The 20,280-nt window shown below is 43.2% G+C and carries 15 protein-coding genes; 10 read left to right on the forward strand and 5 right to left on the reverse strand.

Going from position 1 to position 20,280, the window contains the following annotated elements; all coding sequences use genetic code 11:
- Nucleotides 1-105: 105 nt before the first annotated feature.
- The 3 genes from AB5217_RS04975 to surE form a co-directional block, all read right to left on the reverse strand.
- Nucleotides 106-888, reverse strand: a complete 783-nt coding sequence (locus AB5217_RS04975; RefSeq protein ID WP_032845960.1) for a NigD-like protein — start codon at nucleotides 886-888, stop codon at nucleotides 106-108.
- 93 nt (nucleotides 889-981) lie between these two features.
- Nucleotides 982-2,118, reverse strand: a complete 1,137-nt coding sequence (gene lpxB / locus AB5217_RS04980; protein WP_032845962.1) for a lipid-A-disaccharide synthase — start codon at nucleotides 2,116-2,118, stop codon at nucleotides 982-984.
- 12 nt (nucleotides 2,119-2,130) lie between these two features.
- On the reverse strand, nucleotides 2,131-2,898 hold the full coding sequence (gene surE, locus AB5217_RS04985; RefSeq protein WP_004305393.1) for a 5'/3'-nucleotidase SurE: 768 nt from the start codon (nucleotides 2,896-2,898) through the stop codon (nucleotides 2,131-2,133).
- A gap of 356 nt (nucleotides 2,899-3,254) precedes the next feature.
- Here surE and AB5217_RS04990 point away from each other — a divergent pair, with 356 nt between their 5' ends.
- From AB5217_RS04990 to AB5217_RS05010, 5 genes are all read left to right on the forward strand, one after another.
- On the forward strand, nucleotides 3,255-4,019 hold the full coding sequence (locus AB5217_RS04990) for a ParA family protein (protein WP_004301394.1): 765 nt from the start codon (nucleotides 3,255-3,257) through the stop codon (nucleotides 4,017-4,019).
- A gap of 15 nt (nucleotides 4,020-4,034) precedes the next feature.
- Nucleotides 4,035-4,925 carry a ParB/RepB/Spo0J family partition protein gene (locus tag AB5217_RS04995; protein ID WP_004301392.1) on the forward strand — a complete coding sequence of 297 codons (891 nt, stop codon included), beginning with the start codon at nucleotides 4,035-4,037 and terminating at the stop codon, nucleotides 4,923-4,925.
- On the forward strand, nucleotides 4,926-5,813 hold the full coding sequence (locus AB5217_RS05000; protein WP_004315141.1) for a DUF5683 domain-containing protein: 888 nt from the start codon (nucleotides 4,926-4,928) through the stop codon (nucleotides 5,811-5,813). It begins immediately after the preceding gene.
- Nucleotides 5,814-5,846: 33 nt separating this feature from the next.
- Nucleotides 5,847-7,142 carry a lytic transglycosylase domain-containing protein gene (locus AB5217_RS05005; RefSeq protein ID WP_004301388.1) on the forward strand — a complete coding sequence of 432 codons (1,296 nt, stop codon included), beginning with the start codon at nucleotides 5,847-5,849 and terminating at the stop codon, nucleotides 7,140-7,142.
- 72 nt (nucleotides 7,143-7,214) lie between these two features.
- The gene (locus AB5217_RS05010; protein WP_008776780.1) at nucleotides 7,215-9,455 is read left to right on the forward strand and encodes a RelA/SpoT family protein; all 2,241 of its coding nucleotides are present in this window, start codon (nucleotides 7,215-7,217) and stop codon (nucleotides 9,453-9,455) included.
- A gap of 123 nt (nucleotides 9,456-9,578) precedes the next feature.
- On the opposite strand, the gene AB5217_RS05015 is transcribed toward AB5217_RS05010, so the two are convergent.
- Nucleotides 9,579-9,923 (reverse strand): MerR family transcriptional regulator, encoded by a 345-nt coding sequence (locus AB5217_RS05015; RefSeq protein WP_004301384.1) that lies wholly within the window; start codon nucleotides 9,921-9,923, stop codon nucleotides 9,579-9,581.
- A gap of 20 nt (nucleotides 9,924-9,943) precedes the next feature.
- A complete protein-coding gene (locus AB5217_RS05020; RefSeq protein ID WP_004305395.1) occupies nucleotides 9,944-10,912 on the reverse strand; it encodes a M23 family metallopeptidase in 969 nt (322 codons plus the stop codon).
- Between the two features lie 171 nt (nucleotides 10,913-11,083).
- On the opposite strand from AB5217_RS05020, the gene alaS reads away from it, so the two are divergent.
- The 5 genes from alaS (at nucleotide 11,084) to AB5217_RS05045 (ending at nucleotide 20,258) form a co-directional block, all read left to right on the forward strand.
- Nucleotides 11,084-13,702, forward strand: coding sequence for an alanine--tRNA ligase (alaS, locus tag AB5217_RS05025; RefSeq protein WP_008650588.1), 2,619 nt, complete (start codon nucleotides 11,084-11,086; stop codon nucleotides 13,700-13,702).
- 338 nt (nucleotides 13,703-14,040) lie between these two features.
- Nucleotides 14,041-16,278, forward strand: a complete 2,238-nt coding sequence (locus AB5217_RS05030; RefSeq protein WP_032845968.1) for a GH92 family glycosyl hydrolase — start codon at nucleotides 14,041-14,043, stop codon at nucleotides 16,276-16,278.
- Nucleotides 16,279-16,307: 29 nt separating this feature from the next.
- A complete protein-coding gene (locus AB5217_RS05035) occupies nucleotides 16,308-16,865 on the forward strand; it encodes an RNA polymerase sigma-70 factor (RefSeq protein ID WP_004301378.1) in 558 nt (185 codons plus the stop codon).
- Between the two features lie 34 nt (nucleotides 16,866-16,899).
- Nucleotides 16,900-17,907: a FecR family protein gene (locus AB5217_RS05040; protein WP_032845969.1), complete on the forward strand. Its 1,008-nt coding sequence runs from the start codon at nucleotides 16,900-16,902 to the stop codon at nucleotides 17,905-17,907.
- 44 nt (nucleotides 17,908-17,951) lie between these two features.
- Nucleotides 17,952-20,258 carry a GH92 family glycosyl hydrolase gene (locus AB5217_RS05045; RefSeq protein WP_032845970.1) on the forward strand — a complete coding sequence of 769 codons (2,307 nt, stop codon included), beginning with the start codon at nucleotides 17,952-17,954 and terminating at the stop codon, nucleotides 20,256-20,258.
- Nucleotides 20,259-20,280 lie beyond the last annotated feature (22 nt).

Raw genomic sequence — 20,280 nt, forward strand, 5'->3', positions numbered from 1 at the left:
AAGCAGCATAGCCAAAAGAAAATATAGCAGAACTGTAAAATATAAAAGAGGTTGTGCCAACGTTTTGACACAACCTCGTTTCACACACAGTAAATCATAGTTAGGTTATCGGATCGAAGAAGTGGAGTGTACATCCTTCGCAGCTTCCGGCACACCTACCGGATGTTCCAGATCAAGAACGATCACTCTTCCTTCTCCATGTTCTCTTGAATTTATAGTCACTTTAAAACCTTTCATTGTTGATTCGGCATCTTTTTCCGTTGGGAAGAACTTTTCCAGATTATAAGAAACTCGTCCCCATCCCCAATAGTCAGTCACATCCTCATACGTATTATAACGCAGTTCCAAATGTACGTAACCATCTTCAGCTACATTCAATGTTCCCGGTTCTGATGGTTCTCCCGTTTCTATCTTATTTTGCACAAGGCTGATACGATGTTTCTCCGAGCGAGGCAGCTCCTGACGGAAAATAACATTCAGGAATTTTCCTCCCAACCACATGTCACCCTGATAAATCAGGATAGGATCATTGCCGAATTCCACCGCTTCTTCCTCTGTGGTCATATCTTCCACTTCCTTTGTCAACAATTCCTGTACACCTTCCATCTTTACCTGAACTCCTTTTCCTCCTTCCATGTCATACAAAGGATTGAAAAAGGCCACCACACGTTCACCGTCCACCGGTTTAAACCAAGGTATGGAAGTAGCAACCGGATCAATCAATCCCCAACGATCACCTTCCAAATAGTAACCTCCTCCACCGGTTGCCCGAACGGTCGCCCAGTCCCAGCTGAAATCTCCGATAGAATAACCATCATCATCACATGATTGCAACATTGGCACTAATGCCAATAACAACATTCCTAAAAGCCACTTAATTTTTTTCATATCTTTTTCCTTTCTTTTTTTAGTCTTCTGCTTAATAAATAAAAAAGCCGTGCAATTACTGCATCGGCTTTACGTTTATTCAGAAAAAGAAAGTTATTTTTTCAACAAGCGCAGCATTTCACGAGCTGCATGACGGGGAGCACCGGCAGGTCCCAACCGTTCCGCCACATATTCATATCCCAAAAGCATTTCATTTCTATATGCTTCATTTTCAATGATATTTTTCAATTCATTTTGCATATTCTTCACGGTCATCGTATCCGCCACCAACTCTTTTACCACTTCACGGTCGGCAATCAGATTAACTAACGAAATAAATTTCACGGTCAAGATATGACGCCGCAAGAAGGAAACCACTTTCCCTATCGGAGTGTAATAACAAACGACTTGGGGAACACGGAACAATGCCGTTTCAAGAGTAGCCGTGCCTGAAGTGACCAAAGCCACATCTGCGTGTTGCAACAAACGATAGGTTTGATCGAAAATGATTTTCACTTTCGCTTCTCCTACATATTTTTTATAATAGTCGGGAGCAATGGCAGGAGCACCCGCCAGAACAAGCTGATAATCGGAAAAAGCAGAAGCAGCCTTCAACATATCCGGCAAATTATCTTTGATTTCCTGTTTCCGGCTACCTGCAAGAAGAGCTATTACCGGTTTATCTTCCAGTTGATTCTCCGCAATAAACTGATCCTTATTTTTCGGATGAGCTTTCTGATAAGCCACCACCTCATCCACGGTAGGATTACCAACATAGTGGATGGGGTATTGATGCTTTCCTTCGAAGAACTCTACTTCAAAAGGAAGAATGGAGAAAAGTTCGTCTACATCTCGTTTTATATTCTTGATACGATACTCCTTCCACGCCCATATCTTCGGAGAAATATAATAATAAACCGGAATCTGTGTCTTTGCATGAACAAACTTGGCTATATCCAGATTGAATCCCGGATAGTCCACCAGAATAACAACATCCGGTTGCCAGGAAACAATATCTCCTTTACAACGCTTCATATTTGCAAAGATAGTGCGCAGATGGAGCAACACGGGAATAAAACCCATGTATGCCAGTTCTTTATAATGCTTCACCATCGTTCCTCCGACGGCAGCCATCAAATCACCTCCGAAAAACCGGAAATCAGCCTGCGGATCTTCTGCCTTTAAGGCAGCCATCAGATGAGAAGCGTGCAAGTCGCCGGAAGCTTCGCCGACAATCAGATAATACTTCATGATAGTTGATAGTTAACTAAACCATTTGTTAAGTTCATCCATAAAGTGATAAGCTGTCACATCAACCGTGGTCGGAGTGATAGCAACATAGCCATTTGCCAAAGCCCAATGATCGTTCCTCTCATTTTCAAGTTCGTGATCGGTAAATTCACCGGTCAACCAGAAATAATTCGGATCGTTCAGACGGGGACAGGCAGCCCATTCGTTCGTCCAACGACCTTTTGCCTGTTCACAGATTTTGATTCCTTTGATATCGGTCGTATCCGGGAAGTTTACGTTCAGACAGGTTAAAGGAGGAAGTCCTTTTTCCAGTACCATGGCGGCAATACTGCGAATATAAGGTCCGGTAGCTTCAAAATCGGCATCGGGTGCATGATTGCACAAAGAGAAGCCTATAGAAGGGATTCCATTCAAACAGCCTTCGAATACCACTCCCATTGTGCCGGAATAATGCACGTTAGTGGCAGAGTTGTCTCCATGATTGATACCGCCGACTACCAAGTCCGGTGTCCGGTCGAGCACTGTGTTCCGTGCCAATTTGATACAATCGGTCGGTGTTCCCGAACATTTATAAACAGTTAAACCTACTTCTTTCTTTACTAACTGGTAATGAACAGGCTGCGTCACCGTCAGCGCACAACCACTGCCCGAGCGCGGAGCATCAGGTGCCATTACCACAATATCTCCCAAAGGGCGAAGAAACTTCACCAGTTCATTAATCCCTTTAGCCATCACGCCATCGTCATTTGAAACAAGTATCAACGGCTTTTCATTTTCCATATCTTCAATCCTTTCCTTTTTTATATTCGCACAAAAGTAACAAAAAGAAGCCGTACCGCCAAACACCTCCCTACATCAGATCGAAAAGTCTCTTTCCGCCCCACTCCTACCCGTTTACAAATCTTAATCTTCTGCAAGCGAGCAAAAAAAGAAATAGATATCCAATATAAATATGTATATTTGCAAGCTCGTTAAAGAGAAAAGAAGATGATGAACCTGTTGAAGTTTTGTAACCGTTTCGTCCGACAGTTATTAACAAAACAGGCGACTTATCAACAGAAATTGCAAAGTTTCTCTTTTTTCGTAGGCGCTCTAAGGATTTATCACTTATTTCGCTGCCAATAAATTTAGAGAATATGGGAAAAATTATTGCTTTGGCCAATCAAAAAGGCGGTGTAGGAAAGACAACGACTACGATTAATCTCGCAGCTTCACTTGCTACACTGGAAAAAAAGGTACTCGTAGTAGATGCCGACCCGCAAGCTAATGCCTCTTCCGGCTTGGGAGTAGACATCAAGCAGTCGGAATGCACTATCTATGAATGTATTATTGACAGAGCCAACGTACAGGACGCTATCCTTGATACGGAGATTGATTCTTTGAAAGTAATCTCTTCGCACATCAATCTCGTAGGAGCAGAGATTGAAATGCTGAACCTCCCAAACCGAGAAAAGATACTAAAAGAAGTACTCACGCCTTTGAAGAAAGAATATGACTATATTCTGATAGACTGTTCTCCTTCATTAGGACTAATCACGATCAACGCCCTAACGGCAGCCGACTCCGTGATTATCCCCGTTCAAGCTGAATATTTTGCTCTTGAAGGTATTAGCAAATTGTTGAATACCATCAAAATCATCAAGTCGAAACTGAATCCGGCTTTAGAAATCGAAGGTTTCTTACTGACAATGTATGACTCTCGTCTGCGTCAGGCTAATCAGATTTACGATGAAGTGAAACGTCATTTCCAGGAACTGGTATTCAACACCGTTATTCAACGAAATGTGAAATTGAGCGAGGCTCCCAGCTACGGTGTCCCGACCATCCTTTACGATGCGGAATCTACCGGCGCCAAAAATCACCTGGCCCTTGCTAAAGAGATTATCAACCGAAATAAATAAAAGAAAGAAGAAGATATGGCAACACAAAAAAGAAATGCATTAGGACGTGGTCTCGACGCCTTGCTCTCAATGGATGATGTGAAAACCGAAGGGTCTTCTTCCATTAATGAAATAGAGCTGGCAAAGATTACTGTCAATCCCAACCAGCCCCGCCGTGAGTTTGACGAAACAGCATTGCAGGAACTGGCTGATTCCATTGCGGAAATCGGTATCATCCAACCTATCACTTTACGCAAACTCTCGGACGATGAGTATCAGATCATCGCGGGAGAGCGTCGTTATCGTGCATCACAAAGAGCAGGACTGAAAACAATCCCTGCTTATATACGCACTGCCGACGACGAAAACATGATGGAAATGGCGCTGATTGAAAATATCCAGCGTGAAGACCTGAATGCCGTAGAAATCGCACTTGCCTACCAGCATCTGCTCGATCAGTACGAACTGACACAGGAACGTCTTAGCGAACGTATCGGAAAGAAACGAACGACGATCGCCAACTACCTGCGCTTACTGAAATTGCCGGCTCCAATACAGATGGCCCTGCAAAACAAGCAGCTGGACATGGGACATGCCCGTGCGCTGATTTCATTAGGCGACCCTAAACTACAAGTTAAAATATTCGAAGAAATACAAGAACACGGATATTCAGTCCGCAAAGTAGAAGAAATTGTTAAATCATTAAGCGAAGGAGAAGCTGTGAAAAGCGGCACACGGAAAATAACACCCAAACGTGGCAAACTTCCTGAAGAATTCAACTTATTGAAGCAACAACTCTCCGGCTTTTTCAACACCAAGGTACAACTCACCTGCTCTGAAAAGGGAAAAGGCAAGATCAGTATTCCTTTCGGGAACGAGGAGGAACTGGAACGTATCATGGAAATCTTCGATACGCTAAAGAAGTAAATGACAAGAAAAAGTAAGAAATATCAGTTACTAGTCAGCGCCCTGCTTCTCTGTTTTTTACAGGTGGCAGGGATTGATGTGTATGCACAATCCACTGTTACTCCGGCACGGAAAGATACAACAATCATACAGCGCGAAGCGCCGAAAGCCCGTGCACGAAGGCATCGTGATCCGATTATACAGGACTCGGTGAAGAAGGATTCTATCCAAATCATACCATCCAAAGAACTTCCGGCCATCGACAGTTTGTCAGCTGCTAAAATACAGATAGCGGATAGCTTGGATGCAGCCAACAAGAAAGAGCTGAAAAAGATAGAGCAACCTGCCTCCATTGTTGTAAAGACCGACACTGTGCCGCCACCTGCTCAAGATATTAACAAGAAAATATTTATCCCGAATCCGACCAAAGCAACGTGGCTGGCAGTCGTATTCCCCGGTGGAGGACAGATTTACAACCGTAAATACTGGAAATTACCTATTATATATGGAGGATTTGCGGGTTGTGCTTACGCCTTAAGTTGGAACGGTAAGATGTACAAAGACTATTCGCAAGCCTATCTGGACATTATGGACAGCAATCCGAATACGAAAAGTTACGAAGATTTGTTGCCCCCGAACTCCACTTATAATGAGGAGCAGCTAAAAAACACACTAAAAAGAAGAAAAGATATGTTCCGTCGTTATCGGGACCTTAGTATATTTGCTTTTATCGGAGTTTATCTGATCTCTATCATCGACGCTTATGTAGATGCAGAGTTGTCTAACTTCGATATAACCCCCGACTTGAGTATGAAAGTTGAACCGGCTGTTATCGACAATAACAACCAGTTCCGCTCCAGCAGTTTAAAAAGCAAGTCGGTTGGTCTGCAATGCGTATTACGATTTTAAAAACACAATTTAGATTGATCTTATTATTGAAGCATGAAGAAATTAGTTAACTATTGTTCGATTATTTTTCTTTTACTAGTGGCCACGTCGCAGGTAAAAGCGCAAAGTGTAGATGTAGTGATTCGTGAAAATGGAACTGAACGCAAAGAAAGCATCGACCTGCCTAAAAGTATGACTTATCCACTTGACAGTCTATTGAATGACTGGAAAGCTAAAAATTATATTGATTTAGGCAAGGATTGCAGTACGGCTGAAATCAATCCTTTATTCAGTGACTCTGTCTATATCGACCGCTTGTCACGCATCCCGGCCATCATGGAAATGCCTTATAATGATATTATCCGCAAATTCATCGATATGTATGCAGGACGCTTGCGCAATCAGGTTTCTTTCATGCTAAGTGCCTGCAACTTCTATATGCCGATCTTTGAAGAAGCACTGGATGCATACGGACTTCCACTGGAACTAAGATATCTGCCGATTATCGAATCTGCGTTGAACCCATCAGCCGTATCACGTGCAGGTGCTTCCGGTCTGTGGCAATTTATGATCGGTACAGGTAAGATCTATGGTTTGGAATCAAACAGCCTGGTAGATGAACGCCGTGACCCGATTAAAGCGACTTGGGCTGCCGCACGTTACCTCAAAGAAATGTATGATATCTATGGAGACTGGAACCTGGTAATTGCTGCTTATAACTGTGGCCCCGGTACAATCAATAAGGCAATCCGCCGTGCCAATGGCGAAACTGATTATTGGAAAATCTACAATTATCTGCCTAAAGAAACACGTGGCTATGTGCCTGCCTTTATCGCTGCCAACTATGTGATGACTTACTACTGCGATCACAATATCTGCCCGATGGAAACTAATATTCCGGCAAGTACCGACACAGTGCAAGTAAACAAAAATCTGCACTTCGAACAAATCGCTGACCTTTGTAATGTACCTCTGGATCAGATCAAGAGTCTGAATCCGCAATATAAGAAGCAAATGATTCCGGGTGACAGCAAACCTTATACGTTAAGACTGCCTATTGACGCGATCAGTACTTTTATCGATAAGCAAGATACGATTTATACGCATCGTGCCGATGAGTTGTTCCGCAACCGGAAAACCGTTGCTGTAAAGGATATTACACCTGCAACCCGCAAAACGACATCAGCAGTTGCCGGTAAGGGAAATCTGACCTATTATACAATAAAAAGTGGAGACACTTTATCCACTATTGCCAGAAAGTATGGTGTCACAATTAAGGATATACAAAGGTGGAATGGAATGTCTAGCACTAAAATTGCAGCAGGAAAACGATTGAAAATATACAAATAAATAACTTCCTGCTTGCATCGTTCGGAAATTTGCTTATTTTTGCAGAACTAAGCAAGTGAAAGGATAACAATTATGGATAATCTGGCCCCCAAAGAAATAGCTGACGAAGAGATGATTAATCAGGCGTTCCACGAACTACTGAATGATTATCTCAATACTAAGCATCGCAAAAAAGTTGAAATCATTACGAAGGCTTTCAACTTTGCCAATCAGGCGCATAAAGGTATCAAACGCCGTTCGGGCGAACCTTATATTATGCACCCGATTGCCGTTGCCAGCATTGTATGCAATGAAATAGGTCTCGGTTCCACTTCTATATGTGCAGCCTTGCTGCATGATGTGGTAGAGGACACTGATTACACAGTGGAAGACATCGAGAATATCTTTGGTCCGAAGATCGCCCAGATTGTGGACGGACTGACTAAAATATCCGGTGGAATCTTCGGTGACCGCGCTTCGGCACAGGCAGAGAACTTCAAGAAGTTGCTGCTCACCATGTCGAACGACATCCGGGTCATTCTTATCAAGATAGCAGACCGCTTGCACAACATGCGTACCCTTGGTTCCATGTTACCCAACAAGCAATATAAGATTGCAGGCGAAACGCTTTACATCTATGCTCCACTTGCCAACCGCTTGGGGCTTTATAAGATAAAAACGGAGCTTGAGAATCTAAGCTTCAAATATGAACATCCAGAAGAATATGCGGAAATAGAAGAGAAGTTGAATGCTACTGCCGCTGAACGTGACAAGGTTTTCAACGACTTCACGGCCCCGATTCGTACCCAACTGGATAAGATGGGATTGAAATACCGGATACTTGCCCGTGTAAAATCAATCTATTCCATCTGGAACAAGATGCAGACCAAACATGTTCCTTTCGAAGAAATATACGATTTACTGGCTGTTCGAATCATCTTCGAACCACGTAATGAAGAAGAAGAGCTCAATGACTGTTTCGATATCTACGTTTCTATCTCCAAGATATACAAACCCCACCCGGACCGTTTGCGCGATTGGGTCAGCCATCCTAAAGCTAATGGTTATCAGGCATTGCACGTCACTCTGATGGGTAACAACGGACAATGGATTGAAGTCCAGATTCGTAGTGAACGGATGAATGACGTTGCCGAACAAGGTTTCGCAGCCCACTGGAAATACAAAGAAGGAGGAGGCAGCGAGGATGAAGGTGAATTGGAAAAATGGTTAAGAACGATTAAGGAGATATTAGATGATCCGCAACCGGATGCCATTGACTTTCTGGATACCATTAAGCTAAATTTATTTGCTTCTGAAATATTCGTGTTCACTCCTAAAGGCGAACTGAAGACTATGCCGCAGAACTCTACGGCTCTCGACTTTGCATTTTCCCTGCACACGGATATTGGTAGCCATTGTATTGGCGCCAAAGTCAATCATAAATTAGTGCCGTTGAGCCACAAATTGCAAAGTGGTGACCAAGTTGAAATCCTTACTTCAAAATCGCAACGCGTACAACCGCAATGGGAAGTTTTTGCAACCACTGCCCGTGCCCGCGCCAAGATAGCAGCCATTCTCCGCAAAGAGCGTAAAGCAAACCAGAAGATAGGAGAAGAAATCCTTAGTGAGTTTCTGAAAAAGGAGGAAGTCCGTCCGGAAGAAGCTGTTATCGAAAAGCTACGCAAACTGCATAATGCCAAGAATGAGGAAGAACTGCTGGCTGCCATTGGCAGTAAAGCAATCGTTTTGGGAGAAGCGGACAAGAATGAACTGAAAGAAAAGCAAACCAGTAACTGGAAGAAATATCTGACTTTCTCTTTCGGCAATAGCAAAGAGAAGCAGGAAGAGAAAGAACCGCAGGAAAAAGAAAAAATCAACCCGAAAGAGGTGCTCAAACTGACGGAAGAAAGTTTGCAGAAGAAATATATCATGGCCGAATGTTGCCATCCTATTCCCGGTGACGATGTATTGGGATATGTGGATGAAAACGACCGGATCATTATTCACAAGCGCCAATGCCCTGTTGCTGCCAAATTGAAGAGTAGCTATGGCAACCGCATATTAGCGACCGAATGGGATACACACAAAGAATTATCTTTCCTGGTATATATATATATAAAAGGTATAGACAATATGGGACTTTTGAATGAAGTCACCCAGGTTATCTCCAGGCAGCTCAATGTAAATATCCGTAAGCTAACCATCGAAACCGAAGATGGTATCTTTGAAGGAAAAATTCAGTTATGGGTACATGATGTGGATGATGTAAAAACCATCTGCAACAATCTGAAGAAAATACAGAATATCAAACAGGTGAGCCGTGTAGAAGAATAGCTTTCAAACGGTAAATAAGAAAACGATGAACGGTGAATAAGTTGCAGTATCATGCAAATTGTTCACCGTTCATTTTGTTATGAGGTTTCTTGCCTATCGAATCCATGATCGATTAGCATTTATTTATTCCCGTCCATCCAATTCGCGTTTAATAGCCAAAAGCTCTTCTTTTATCGCTTTCAGCTTATTTACAATCTCATAATTACGAACCGTAGCTTCTTTATTATCCTTCAAACGTTGCCGGGCACCGGGAAGTGTCATGCCCTTTTCTTTTACCAAATGATAGATAAGACCGATCGTTTCTACGTCTTCTTTGCGGTACTGACGTATTCCTCTTCCCGCTGTCTTAGGAGAGATTTGCGGAAATTCCTTTTCCCAAAAACGGAGCAATGACGGATTGACTCCGAACATGTCGGCAACCTCCCCTATTGAATAATATAGCTTCAATTCTTTGTCTGTATTAAGCATAACACTCCTGTTTTAAGATTTTAATCGAATACTTTACCATGATTGGCTGCCAACTGAATCATCTTTTCATAATCTTCGGCACTCAAATCCATGAAATAATAATTGACCGGATTCACTACCTGCCCTTTCACGTGCACTTCATAATGCAGATGCGGACCGGTACTTTTTCCTGTACTACCCACTTTTCCGATAATCTCACCACGCACCACTTTCTTTCCGACTTTCGTATTAAATCCCTGCAAGTGAGCATACCGAGTAAGATACCCGAAACCATGATCTATCTCAATAGTATTACCGTATCCGGTTTCCCATCCCACTTTCACCACTGTTCCGTTTCCGGTAGCATAAACATCCGTTCCCGGATGAGCAGAGAAGTCCATGCCTGCATGGAACTTTGTCGTACCATAAATAGGATCGATACGTGTACCATAACCGGATGCTGTCTGACGAAGATCTTTATTCGAAATAGGCTGTATGGCCGGAATACATTTCAGCATCTCATCATGGTTCTTACACATATCAATCACATCATCGAAAGATTTCGACTGGATATAAAGCCTTTTGGAAAGCACATCCAACTTTTGAGTCGTGTTCACCACCAACTTGGCATTCGCCAAATCCATCAGTTCTTCGTAACGGTTCGTCCCACCATAACCTGCCTGGCGAATAGCCGGAGAAACAGGATCTGCCTGTAAAATCACCCGATACAGATTATCGTCACGTTGCTGAATATCCTGAAGCACCCCCATAGCGTCGTCCAAACGCCGGGAAAGCACATTGTACTGCGCCAAAAGACGGCTGTTTTCAATTCTTAATTCCTTCTCCGACGGAGAACCAAAAATCAAAAGCAATACAATAAAGCAACCTGCTCCCAACCCCATTCCATAGAAAAGCCGACGCAGAATACTAAGCGCACGCTGCCGTACGGTAGGGTAAATTCGATCATAAGTCTGGGTCTGTGGATTATAGATGTAGTATACTTTGCGCATCTTTTTGGAAATATTTCGCTTGTTAATACGGCAAAAGTAATAAAAACAAGCTATCTTTGCACAGTTTTTACGAATTTATGAGTTGTGATTTATGATTTATTGGGGATTCTTCCCCTCTCTCATATCCCACAGCCCATAATTCATAATTCATAAATCATAATTCTTCATTATATGTTGACTGCAAAAGAGATCAGAGATTCATTCAAGAATTTCTTTGAGTCGAAAGGACACCACATCGTTCCCTCGGCTCCGATGGTGATTAAAGATGACCCTACCCTGATGTTTACGAACGCGGGTATGAACCAGTTTAAAGATATTATTTTGGGTAACCATCCGGCGAAATACCAAAGAGTCGCGGACTCGCAAAAATGTTTGCGTGTAAGCGGAAAGCATAATGATCTGGAAGAAGTAGGACACGATACGTACCACCACACCATGTTTGAAATGCTTGGTAACTGGTCGTTCGGCGATTACTTCAAGAAAGAAGCGATCAGCTGGGCGTGGGAATATCTGGTAGAAGTCTTGAAACTGAATCCGGAACATCTCTATGCAACCGTATTTGAAGGAAGTCCCGAAGAAGGATTGAGCCGTGACGACGAAGCGGCTTCTTATTGGGAACAGTTCTTGCCAAAGGATCACATCATCAACGGTAACAAACACGACAACTTCTGGGAAATGGGTGATACAGGACCTTGCGGACCTTGTTCCGAAATCCATATCGACCTCCGTCCTGCTGAAGAACGCGCCAAGATCTCCGGTCGCGACCTCGTGAACCACGATCATCCGCAGGTAATTGAAATCTGGAATCTCGTATTCATGCAATACAACCGCAAAGCAGATGGCAGCCTTGAGCCGCTTCCTGCAAAGGTTATTGACACCGGTATGGGATTCGAACGCCTTTGTATGGCTTTACAAGGAAAAACATCCAACTACGATACAGACGTATTCCAGCCAATGCTGAAAGCTATTGCAGCTATGTCGGGTACAGAATACGGAAAAGATAAGCAGCAGGATATCGCCATGCGTGTAATTGCCGACCATATCCGTACTATTGCATTCTCTATCACAGACGGTCAGTTGCCTTCTAACGCGAAAGCTGGTTATGTGATCCGCCGTATCCTTCGCCGTGCTGTTCGTTACGGATATACTTTCCTCGGACAGAAACAGGCATTTATGTATAAGTTGCTTCCTGTATTGATTGATAACATGGGAGAAGCTTATCCTGAGCTGGTTGCACAAAAGACACTGATTGAAAAAGTAATCAAGGAAGAAGAAGAATCATTCCTCCGCACTTTGGAAACTGGTATCCGTCTATTGGATAAGACAATGGAAGATACCAAAGCCAATGGAAAAACTGAAATCAGCGGTAAAGATGCCTTTACTTTATATGATACATTCGGTTTCCCGCTCGACTTGACAGAGCTGATTCTCCGTGAAAACGGAATGACTGTCAACATTGAAGAGTTCAATGAAGAAATGCAGCAACAGAAACAGCGTGCACGTAATGCCGCCGCCATCGAAACAGGTGACTGGATTGTACTGAAAGAAGGGACTACTGAATTCGTTGGTTACGATTACACTGAATACGAGGCTTCTATCCTTCGTTACCGTCAGATCAAACAAAAGAACCAGACATTGTATCAGATTGTACTCGACTATACTCCATTCTATGCAGAAAGTGGTGGTCAGGTCGGTGATACCGGTGTATTGGTAAGCGAGTTCGAAACGATTGAAGTGGTCGATACAAAGAAAGAGAATAATCTTCCGATACATATTACCAAAAAGTTACCCGATCATCCGGAAGCTCCGATGATGGCTTGTGTAGATACCGACAAACGTGCTGCCTGCGCAGCTAATCACTCGGCGACCCACTTGCTGGATGCTGCTTTACGTGAAGTATTGGGTGAACACATCGAACAGAAAGGTTCATTGGTTACACCGGATTCATTACGTTTCGACTTCTCTCACTTCCAGAAAGTGACCGATGAAGAAATCCGTAAAGTTGAACATATCGTCAATGCAAGAATCCGCGCTAATATCCCATTGAAAGAATATCGCAATATTCCTATCGAGGAAGCTAAGGAGTTGGGGGCTATCGCTCTTTTTGGTGAAAAGTATGGCGACAGAGTTCGTGTGATCCAGTTCGGCACTTCTATCGAGTTCTGCGGTGGTACACACGTAGCTGCAACCGGAAATATCGGTATGGTAAAAATCATCTCCGAAAGTTCTGTTGCTGCCGGCGTTCGCCGTATTGAAGCTTATACCGGAGCACGCGTGGAAGAAATGCTGGATACAATACAAGATACACTTAGCGACTTGAAGGCTCTCTTCAACAATGCTCCTGACTTGGGTATTGCAATCCGCAAATATCTGGATGAAAATGCAGGATTGAAGAAGCAGGTGGAAGACTTCATGAAAGAAAAAGAAGCAGCGCTGAAGGAAAGACTGTTGAAGAATATACAAGAAATTCACGGCATCAAAGTGGTTAAGTTCTGTGCTCCGCTACCGGCAGAAGTAGTGAAGAATATCGCTTTCCAACTTCGTGGTGAGATTACAGAAAACTTGTTCTTCGTTGCCGGAAATATAGATAACGGAAAACCGATGCTGACAGTCATGCTTAGCGACAATCTGGTTGCGAGTGGTCTGAAAGCTGGCAATTTAGTGAAAGAAGCTGCCAAACTAATTCAAGGCGGTGGCGGTGGTCAGCCTCACTTTGCAACCGCAGGAGGTAAAAACACTGACGGACTACCAGCAGCTGTTGAAAAAGTACTGGAGCTAGCAGGAATCTAAAAGTAAATGAAAAGGAGTCTAATAAAAAGATAATAGGCTCGTTTTACATAAAGATTTAAAATTAGGCGCAGATTACACGAATTACACGGATTTTTTATTCTTAAAACCGTGTAATCTACGAAATCCGCGCCTAAATATTACACTAATCGAGGCACCGATAAGCACTGTCCGGCACCGAGGAATATCGACCGGATGTAGAAGTCTATTTGTCTCTCTTAAAAAATATTAAGCCTATAAATTAGGCTTGTCACAGTTTTTTTCTACCTTTGTGACCAGATTAATTATTTTTCTTATCCTTCAAATAAATAAAATAAGTAATCACTAATACCTAAAGAATGATGAGAACACCTGCTTATCTATGCCTGCTGTTAACCTGCATGCTCATTTCTTGTACCCCTACGCAAGAAAAACACGAAATAGATTACACATCTTATGTAAATCCATTTATCGGAACAGACTTCACTGGAAACACTTATCCTGGTGCCCAAGCTCCTTTCGGCATGGTGCAACTTAGCCCGGACAACGGACTCCCCGGATGGGACCGTATCTCCGGTTATTTCTATCCGGACAGTACGATTGCCGGTTTCAGCCACACACATCTTTCCGGCACTGGAGCGGGAGATTTGTATGACATCTCTTTCATGCCTGTCACTCTTCCCTACAAAGAAGCGGAAGCACCACTTGGCATCCATTCTAAATTCTCCCACAAGGATGAAAGTGCTCATGCCGGTTATTATCAAGTACGCCTGACTGATTATAACATCAACGTCGAACTGACTGCCACCGAGCGTTGTGGTATCCAACGTTATACATTTCCGGAAGCCCAATCTGCTATCTTCTTAAATCTGAAGAAAGCCATGAACTGGGATTTTACCAACGATTCTCATATCGAAGTCGTAGACTCCGTCACCATTCAAGGTTACCGTTTCTCCGACGGCTGGGCACGCGATCAACACATCTATTTCCGCACCCGATTCTCCAAGCCTTTTGAGAAAATGGAACTGGACACAACTGCCATCATCAAAGATAACAAACGTATCGGCACCGCTGTTATCGCCCGCTTCGATTTCAATACCCAAAAGGATGAACAGATATTAGTAAACACTGCCATTTCCGGTGTCAGTATGGAAGGAGCAGCCAAAAACCTGCAAGCTGAAGTCCCCGAAAATAACTTCGACAAATACTTGGCGGAAACAAAAGCAAACTGGAATCGCCAGCTCGGAAAGATTGAAATAAAAGGTGATAATGAGAACGATAAAGTAAACTTCTATACCGCTCTCTATCACTCAATGATTGCTCCAACTATTTACAGTGATGTAGACGGAGCTTACTACGGCCCCGATAAGAAAATACACCAAGCCGACGGCTGGGTTAATTATAGCACCTTCTCCCTATGGGATACATACCGTGCTGCCCACCCGCTCTTTACTTATACCGAACCCGAACGTGTAAACGACATGGTGAAATCCTTCATCGCCTTCTACGAACAGAATGGCCGCCTACCGGTGTGGAACTTCTACGGAAGTGAAACAGACATGATGATCGGTTATCATGCTGTTCCTGTTATTGTAGACGCCTATCTGAAAGGAATCGGCGACTTCGACGCAAAGAAAGCCTTGGATGCTTGCATAGCAACGGCTAATCTGGATAATTACCGCGGCATCGGACTCTACAAAGAATTAGGATACATACCTTACAACGTAACAGACCACTACAACGCAGAAAACTGGTCGTTATCCAAAACACTGGAATACGCTTTCGATGACTATTGCATTGCCGAAATGGCGAAGAAGATGGGCAAACAAGACATTGCGGACGAATTTTACAAACGTTCTCAAAACTACAAGAATGTTTATAACCCCGCTACTTCTTTCATGCAGCCACGTGACGACAAAGGCATCTTTATCAAGGACTTCAAGGCCGATGACTATACACCACACATTTGCGAAAGCAACGGATGGCAATACTTTTGGTCTGTTCAGCATGACATTAACGGACTGATCGACCTTGTAGGAGGTAAAAACCGATTTGCCGAAAAACTGGACAGTATGTTCACCTATCATCCGGCAGCAGATGACGAACTTCCGATCTTCAGCACAGGCATGATAGGACAATATGCGCATGGCAATGAGCCAAGCCATCACGTTATTTATCTGTTCAATGCTATAGGACACGAAAATCGCACACAAGAATATGTGGCCAAAGTGATGAACGAGCTCTACAAGAACGACCCAGCCGGTCTTTGTGGCAACGAAGATTGCGGTCAGATGTCAGCATGGTATGTATTCAGTGCGATGGGATTCTACCCCGTCAATCCCGTCAGTGGAAAATATGAGATAGGTACTCCCCTATTCCCGGAAATGCAATTACATCTGGCAAATGGAAAGACTTTCACCGTATTGGCCCCCAAAGTAAACAAAGAAAATATCTATATCCAATCCATCAAAATAGATGGAAAACCGTATGACAAAACATATCTTACTCACGAGCAAATCATGAGTGGAGCGACTGTCGAATTCGAAATGAGTAACACCCCTAAAGCAATTGGAGTCATATTCGAAGATAAAAACCCATAAACGAAACATGAACTTAGTCCATCGAGAGAATGAATGAAAACTTTGATGTAACCTATAAAGCACTATTTCGCCGGTACTATCCCAGCCTGATTTTCTATGCAACCCGTTTGGTGGGAGAAGAAGAAGCAGAGGATGTAGTGCAGGACGTATTTGTAGAATTATGGAAGCGGAAAGACCACATAGAGATAGGCGACCAAATCCAGGCCTTTCTCTATCGTGCCGTTTACACCCGTGCCCTTAATGTCTTGAAACACCGCAGTGTGGAAGACGGTTATTGTGTTGCCATGGAAGAAATCAACCAAAGACGCGCAGAATTCTATCAACCGGACAACAACGAAGTGATTCGGAGGATCGAAGACAAGGAACTCCGCAAGGAAATTCATGATGCAATTAATGAGCTCCCTGACAAATGCAAAGAGGTTTTCAAACTTAGCTATCTGCATGATATGAAAAACAAGGAAATAGCCGATATTCTCGGAGTTTCACTCCGCACGGTGGAAGCCCATATGTATAAGGCTTTAAAATACTTGCGTGGCCGACTCGATCCTCTTTGGGCGATTCTTTTCTTATTTTTATGGCGATTATAATAAGTGTTTTTGCGTTTTGAATTGTATTACTAATATGAAGGAAAAGAAAATGAGTAATCTGAGTGAAGAAATAATAAACAGATATCTGACAGGACAGTGTTCTGAAGAAGAGCTTATCGAGGTCAATGCCTGGATGAAGGAATCGGAAGAAAACGCCCGCCAGCTCTTTCGTATGGAAGAAATTTATCATTTGGGTAAATTCGACCAGTACACTGATGAACAACGGATACTTCGTGCGGAAAAACAACTCTATAAAAAGCTGGACGAAGAGAAAGGTAAACAGAGCAAAATACTAAGCATGCATCGCTGGATGAAATATGCCGCAGTGATTGCTGCAATGTTGGTCATGGGTGGTGGAGTCGGATATTGGTTCTATCAAAGCGGAAACAATCAACAAATGATGGTTGCAGTAGCCAGCGAAGGCATTGTTAAGGAGGTAGTCTTGCCGGATGGTAGCAAGGTTTGGCTGAACAATGCAGCAACCTTGAAATATCCACGTGAGTTCTCCGAAAAGGAACGCAATGTCTACCTGGAAGGAGAAGCTTATTTTGAGGTCACCAAAAACCGCCATAAGCCATTCACCGTTCAAAGTGATGCAATACGCGTACGCGTATTGGGAACTACGTTCAATTTAAAATCCGATAAGCGTTGCCGGATAGCGGAGGCGACACTTATTGAAGGTGAGATTGAAGTAAAAGGCAATAAGGAAGAGGGGCAGATTATCCTCACTCCGGGACAACGTGCGGAACTGAACAAAAATAATGGACGATTGACCGTGAAACAAGTGGATGCCAAATTGGATGCTGTTTGGCACGATAATCTGATTCCATTCCAAAAAGCAGATATCTTCACCATCACCAAAGCGCTGGAGCGTTTCTATGATGTGAAAATCATTCTATCTCCTGACATTCAGACGGGTAAAACTTACTCCGGTGTACTGAAAAGGAAATCGAATATCGAGTCAGTGTTAAAATCATTGCAAAACTCTATACCTATTGATTATAAAATTGTCGGAAACAATATCTTCATTTCTCCCAAATAAGAAGTAAAAGATGAACCGGCTAAAACTTAAAAGCTATTAATACCATGAAATTAAAAACATTCCTAATAGTAGGATGTTTAGGAGGTTTATTCACACTTAGCTCCTGTACAGCCCCCACTAATGTAAAAGACTATAGTGCTTACGTCAACCCTTTCATCGGTACCGGTGGACATGGTCATACCTTCCCCGGAGCGGTAGTTCCCCACGGGATGATTCAGCCCAGCCCGGACACCCGGATCGATGGTTGGGATGCTTGTTCCGGTTATTATTATGCCGACTCTACCATCAATGGTTTCTCTCACACACACGTCAGTGGTACAGGTTGTTGCGACTATGGAGATGTCTTGCTCATGCCAACCGTAGGTAAACAACAATATCGAACAACCGATCCCCAAAGCCAGCGACTGGCATACGCTTCCTCTTTCTCGCACAAGAATGAGATTGCAGAACCAGGATATTATTCTGTCTTTCTCGATACTTATCAGGTGAAAGCTGAATTTTCATCCACCAAACGAGGAGCAATCCATCGCTATACTTTTCCCGAAAACACCGAATCCGGATTTATCATCGACCTGGATTACAGCCTGCAACGACAGACTAACTCCGAGATGGAAATAGAAGTAATAAGCGATACGGAAATCTGTGGACATAAGAAAACAACTTATTGGGCTTTCGACCAATATATCAACTTCTACGCTAAATTTTCCAAACCATTCTCTTATACGCTCGTTACGGACTCTATCACCATGGATAATGGTAAACGACTTCCTGTCTGCAAAGCATTATTGCATTTCAACACCAATAAAGACGAGCAGGTTCTTGTTAAAGTAGGTGTGTCCGCTGTCGATATTGCCGGTGCACGGAAGAACGTTGAATCAGAAATTCCCGGATGGGATTTCGAAAAAGTACGTAAAGACGCACGTACGGCATGGAATGAATATCTTTCCAAAATTGATATTACAACTTCCGATAAAGAAGATAAAGCCATCTTCTACACGGCCCTCTATCACACGGGAATCAGTCCAAATCTGTTCACTGATGCAGACGGACGTTATTTAGGAATGGATCTTGAAGTACATCAAGGAGACACCCTTAATCCGATATACACTGTCTTTTCTTTATGGGATACTTTCCGTGCGCTACATCCGCTAATGACTATCATTGATCCCGATCTGAATAATCACTTTATCAATTCGTTAATTAAGAAACATCAGGAAGGTGGGATATACCCCATGTGGGACTTGGCTTCCAATTACACCGGCACTATGATTGGCTATCATGCTGTTCCGGTCATCGTGGATGCCTACATGAAAGGGTATCGCAATTTTGATACCAAAGAGGCTTATAAAGCCTGCCTGCGTGCCGCCGAATATGACACTACCGGCATCAAATGTCCGGATTTGGTATTGCCTCATCTCATGCCTAAAGCAAAATATTATAAGAATGCCATCGGATATATCCCTTGTGACCGCGAAAACGAATCAGTGGCCAAAGCGTTAGAATATGCGTATGATGACTGGTGTATCTCTATCTTTGCAGAAGCGATGAGTGATTTTGAATCCAAAGCAAAGTATGAACGCTTCGCCAAGGCGTACGAATTTTATTTCGACAAGTCAATCCGCTTCATGCGTGGATTAGATTCAAAAGGTGAATGGCGTACTCCATTCAATCCGCGCGCATCTACTCACCGTAGCGATGATTATTGTGAAGGAACAGCTTGGCAATGGACTTGGTTTGTGCCGCATGATGTAGAAGGATTAGTCAATCTGATGGGTGGAGAAGATGCTTTTGTACAGAAACTTGATTCCTTATTCTCGGCCGATTCATCACTTGAAGGTGAGACAACCTCATCAGATATCAGCGGACTTATCGGGCAATATGCACATGGAAACGAACCCAGTCATCATGTAATCCATTTGTATAACTACGTTAACCGCCCTTGGAGAACTCAAGAGTTGGTAGATAGTGTTTACCGGAGCCAGTATGCCAACAGTATAGATGGTCTTTCGGGTAATGAGGACTGCGGTCAGATGTCTGCCTGGTATATACTCAACTCTATGGGATTCTATCAAGTATGTCCCGGCAAGCCGGTATATTCCATCGGACGTCCTGCCTTCGACAAAGCAGTTATCAATCTGCCTGAAGGAAAGACTTTCAGTATTGTAGTAAAGAATAATGGGAAAAAGAATAAATACATTGAAAGTGTATCGCTGAACGGTAAGGCTCTAAACATTCCATTCTTTAACCATCAGGATATTGCGAATGGAGGAACAATGGAAATCAAGATGACCGATCATCCTACGAAATGGGGAGTCCTCTCTCCGGCTCTCTCCTCCAAAAAAGAGGAATGAGTTGGTACTACTGGCTGTTCAA

This window comes from Bacteroides sp. MSSM.1001136sp1_RTP21357st2_D2_RTP21359_211015 (assembly GCF_040913205.1).
Taxonomy (GTDB): domain Bacteria; phylum Bacteroidota; class Bacteroidia; order Bacteroidales; family Bacteroidaceae; genus Bacteroides; species Bacteroides ovatus.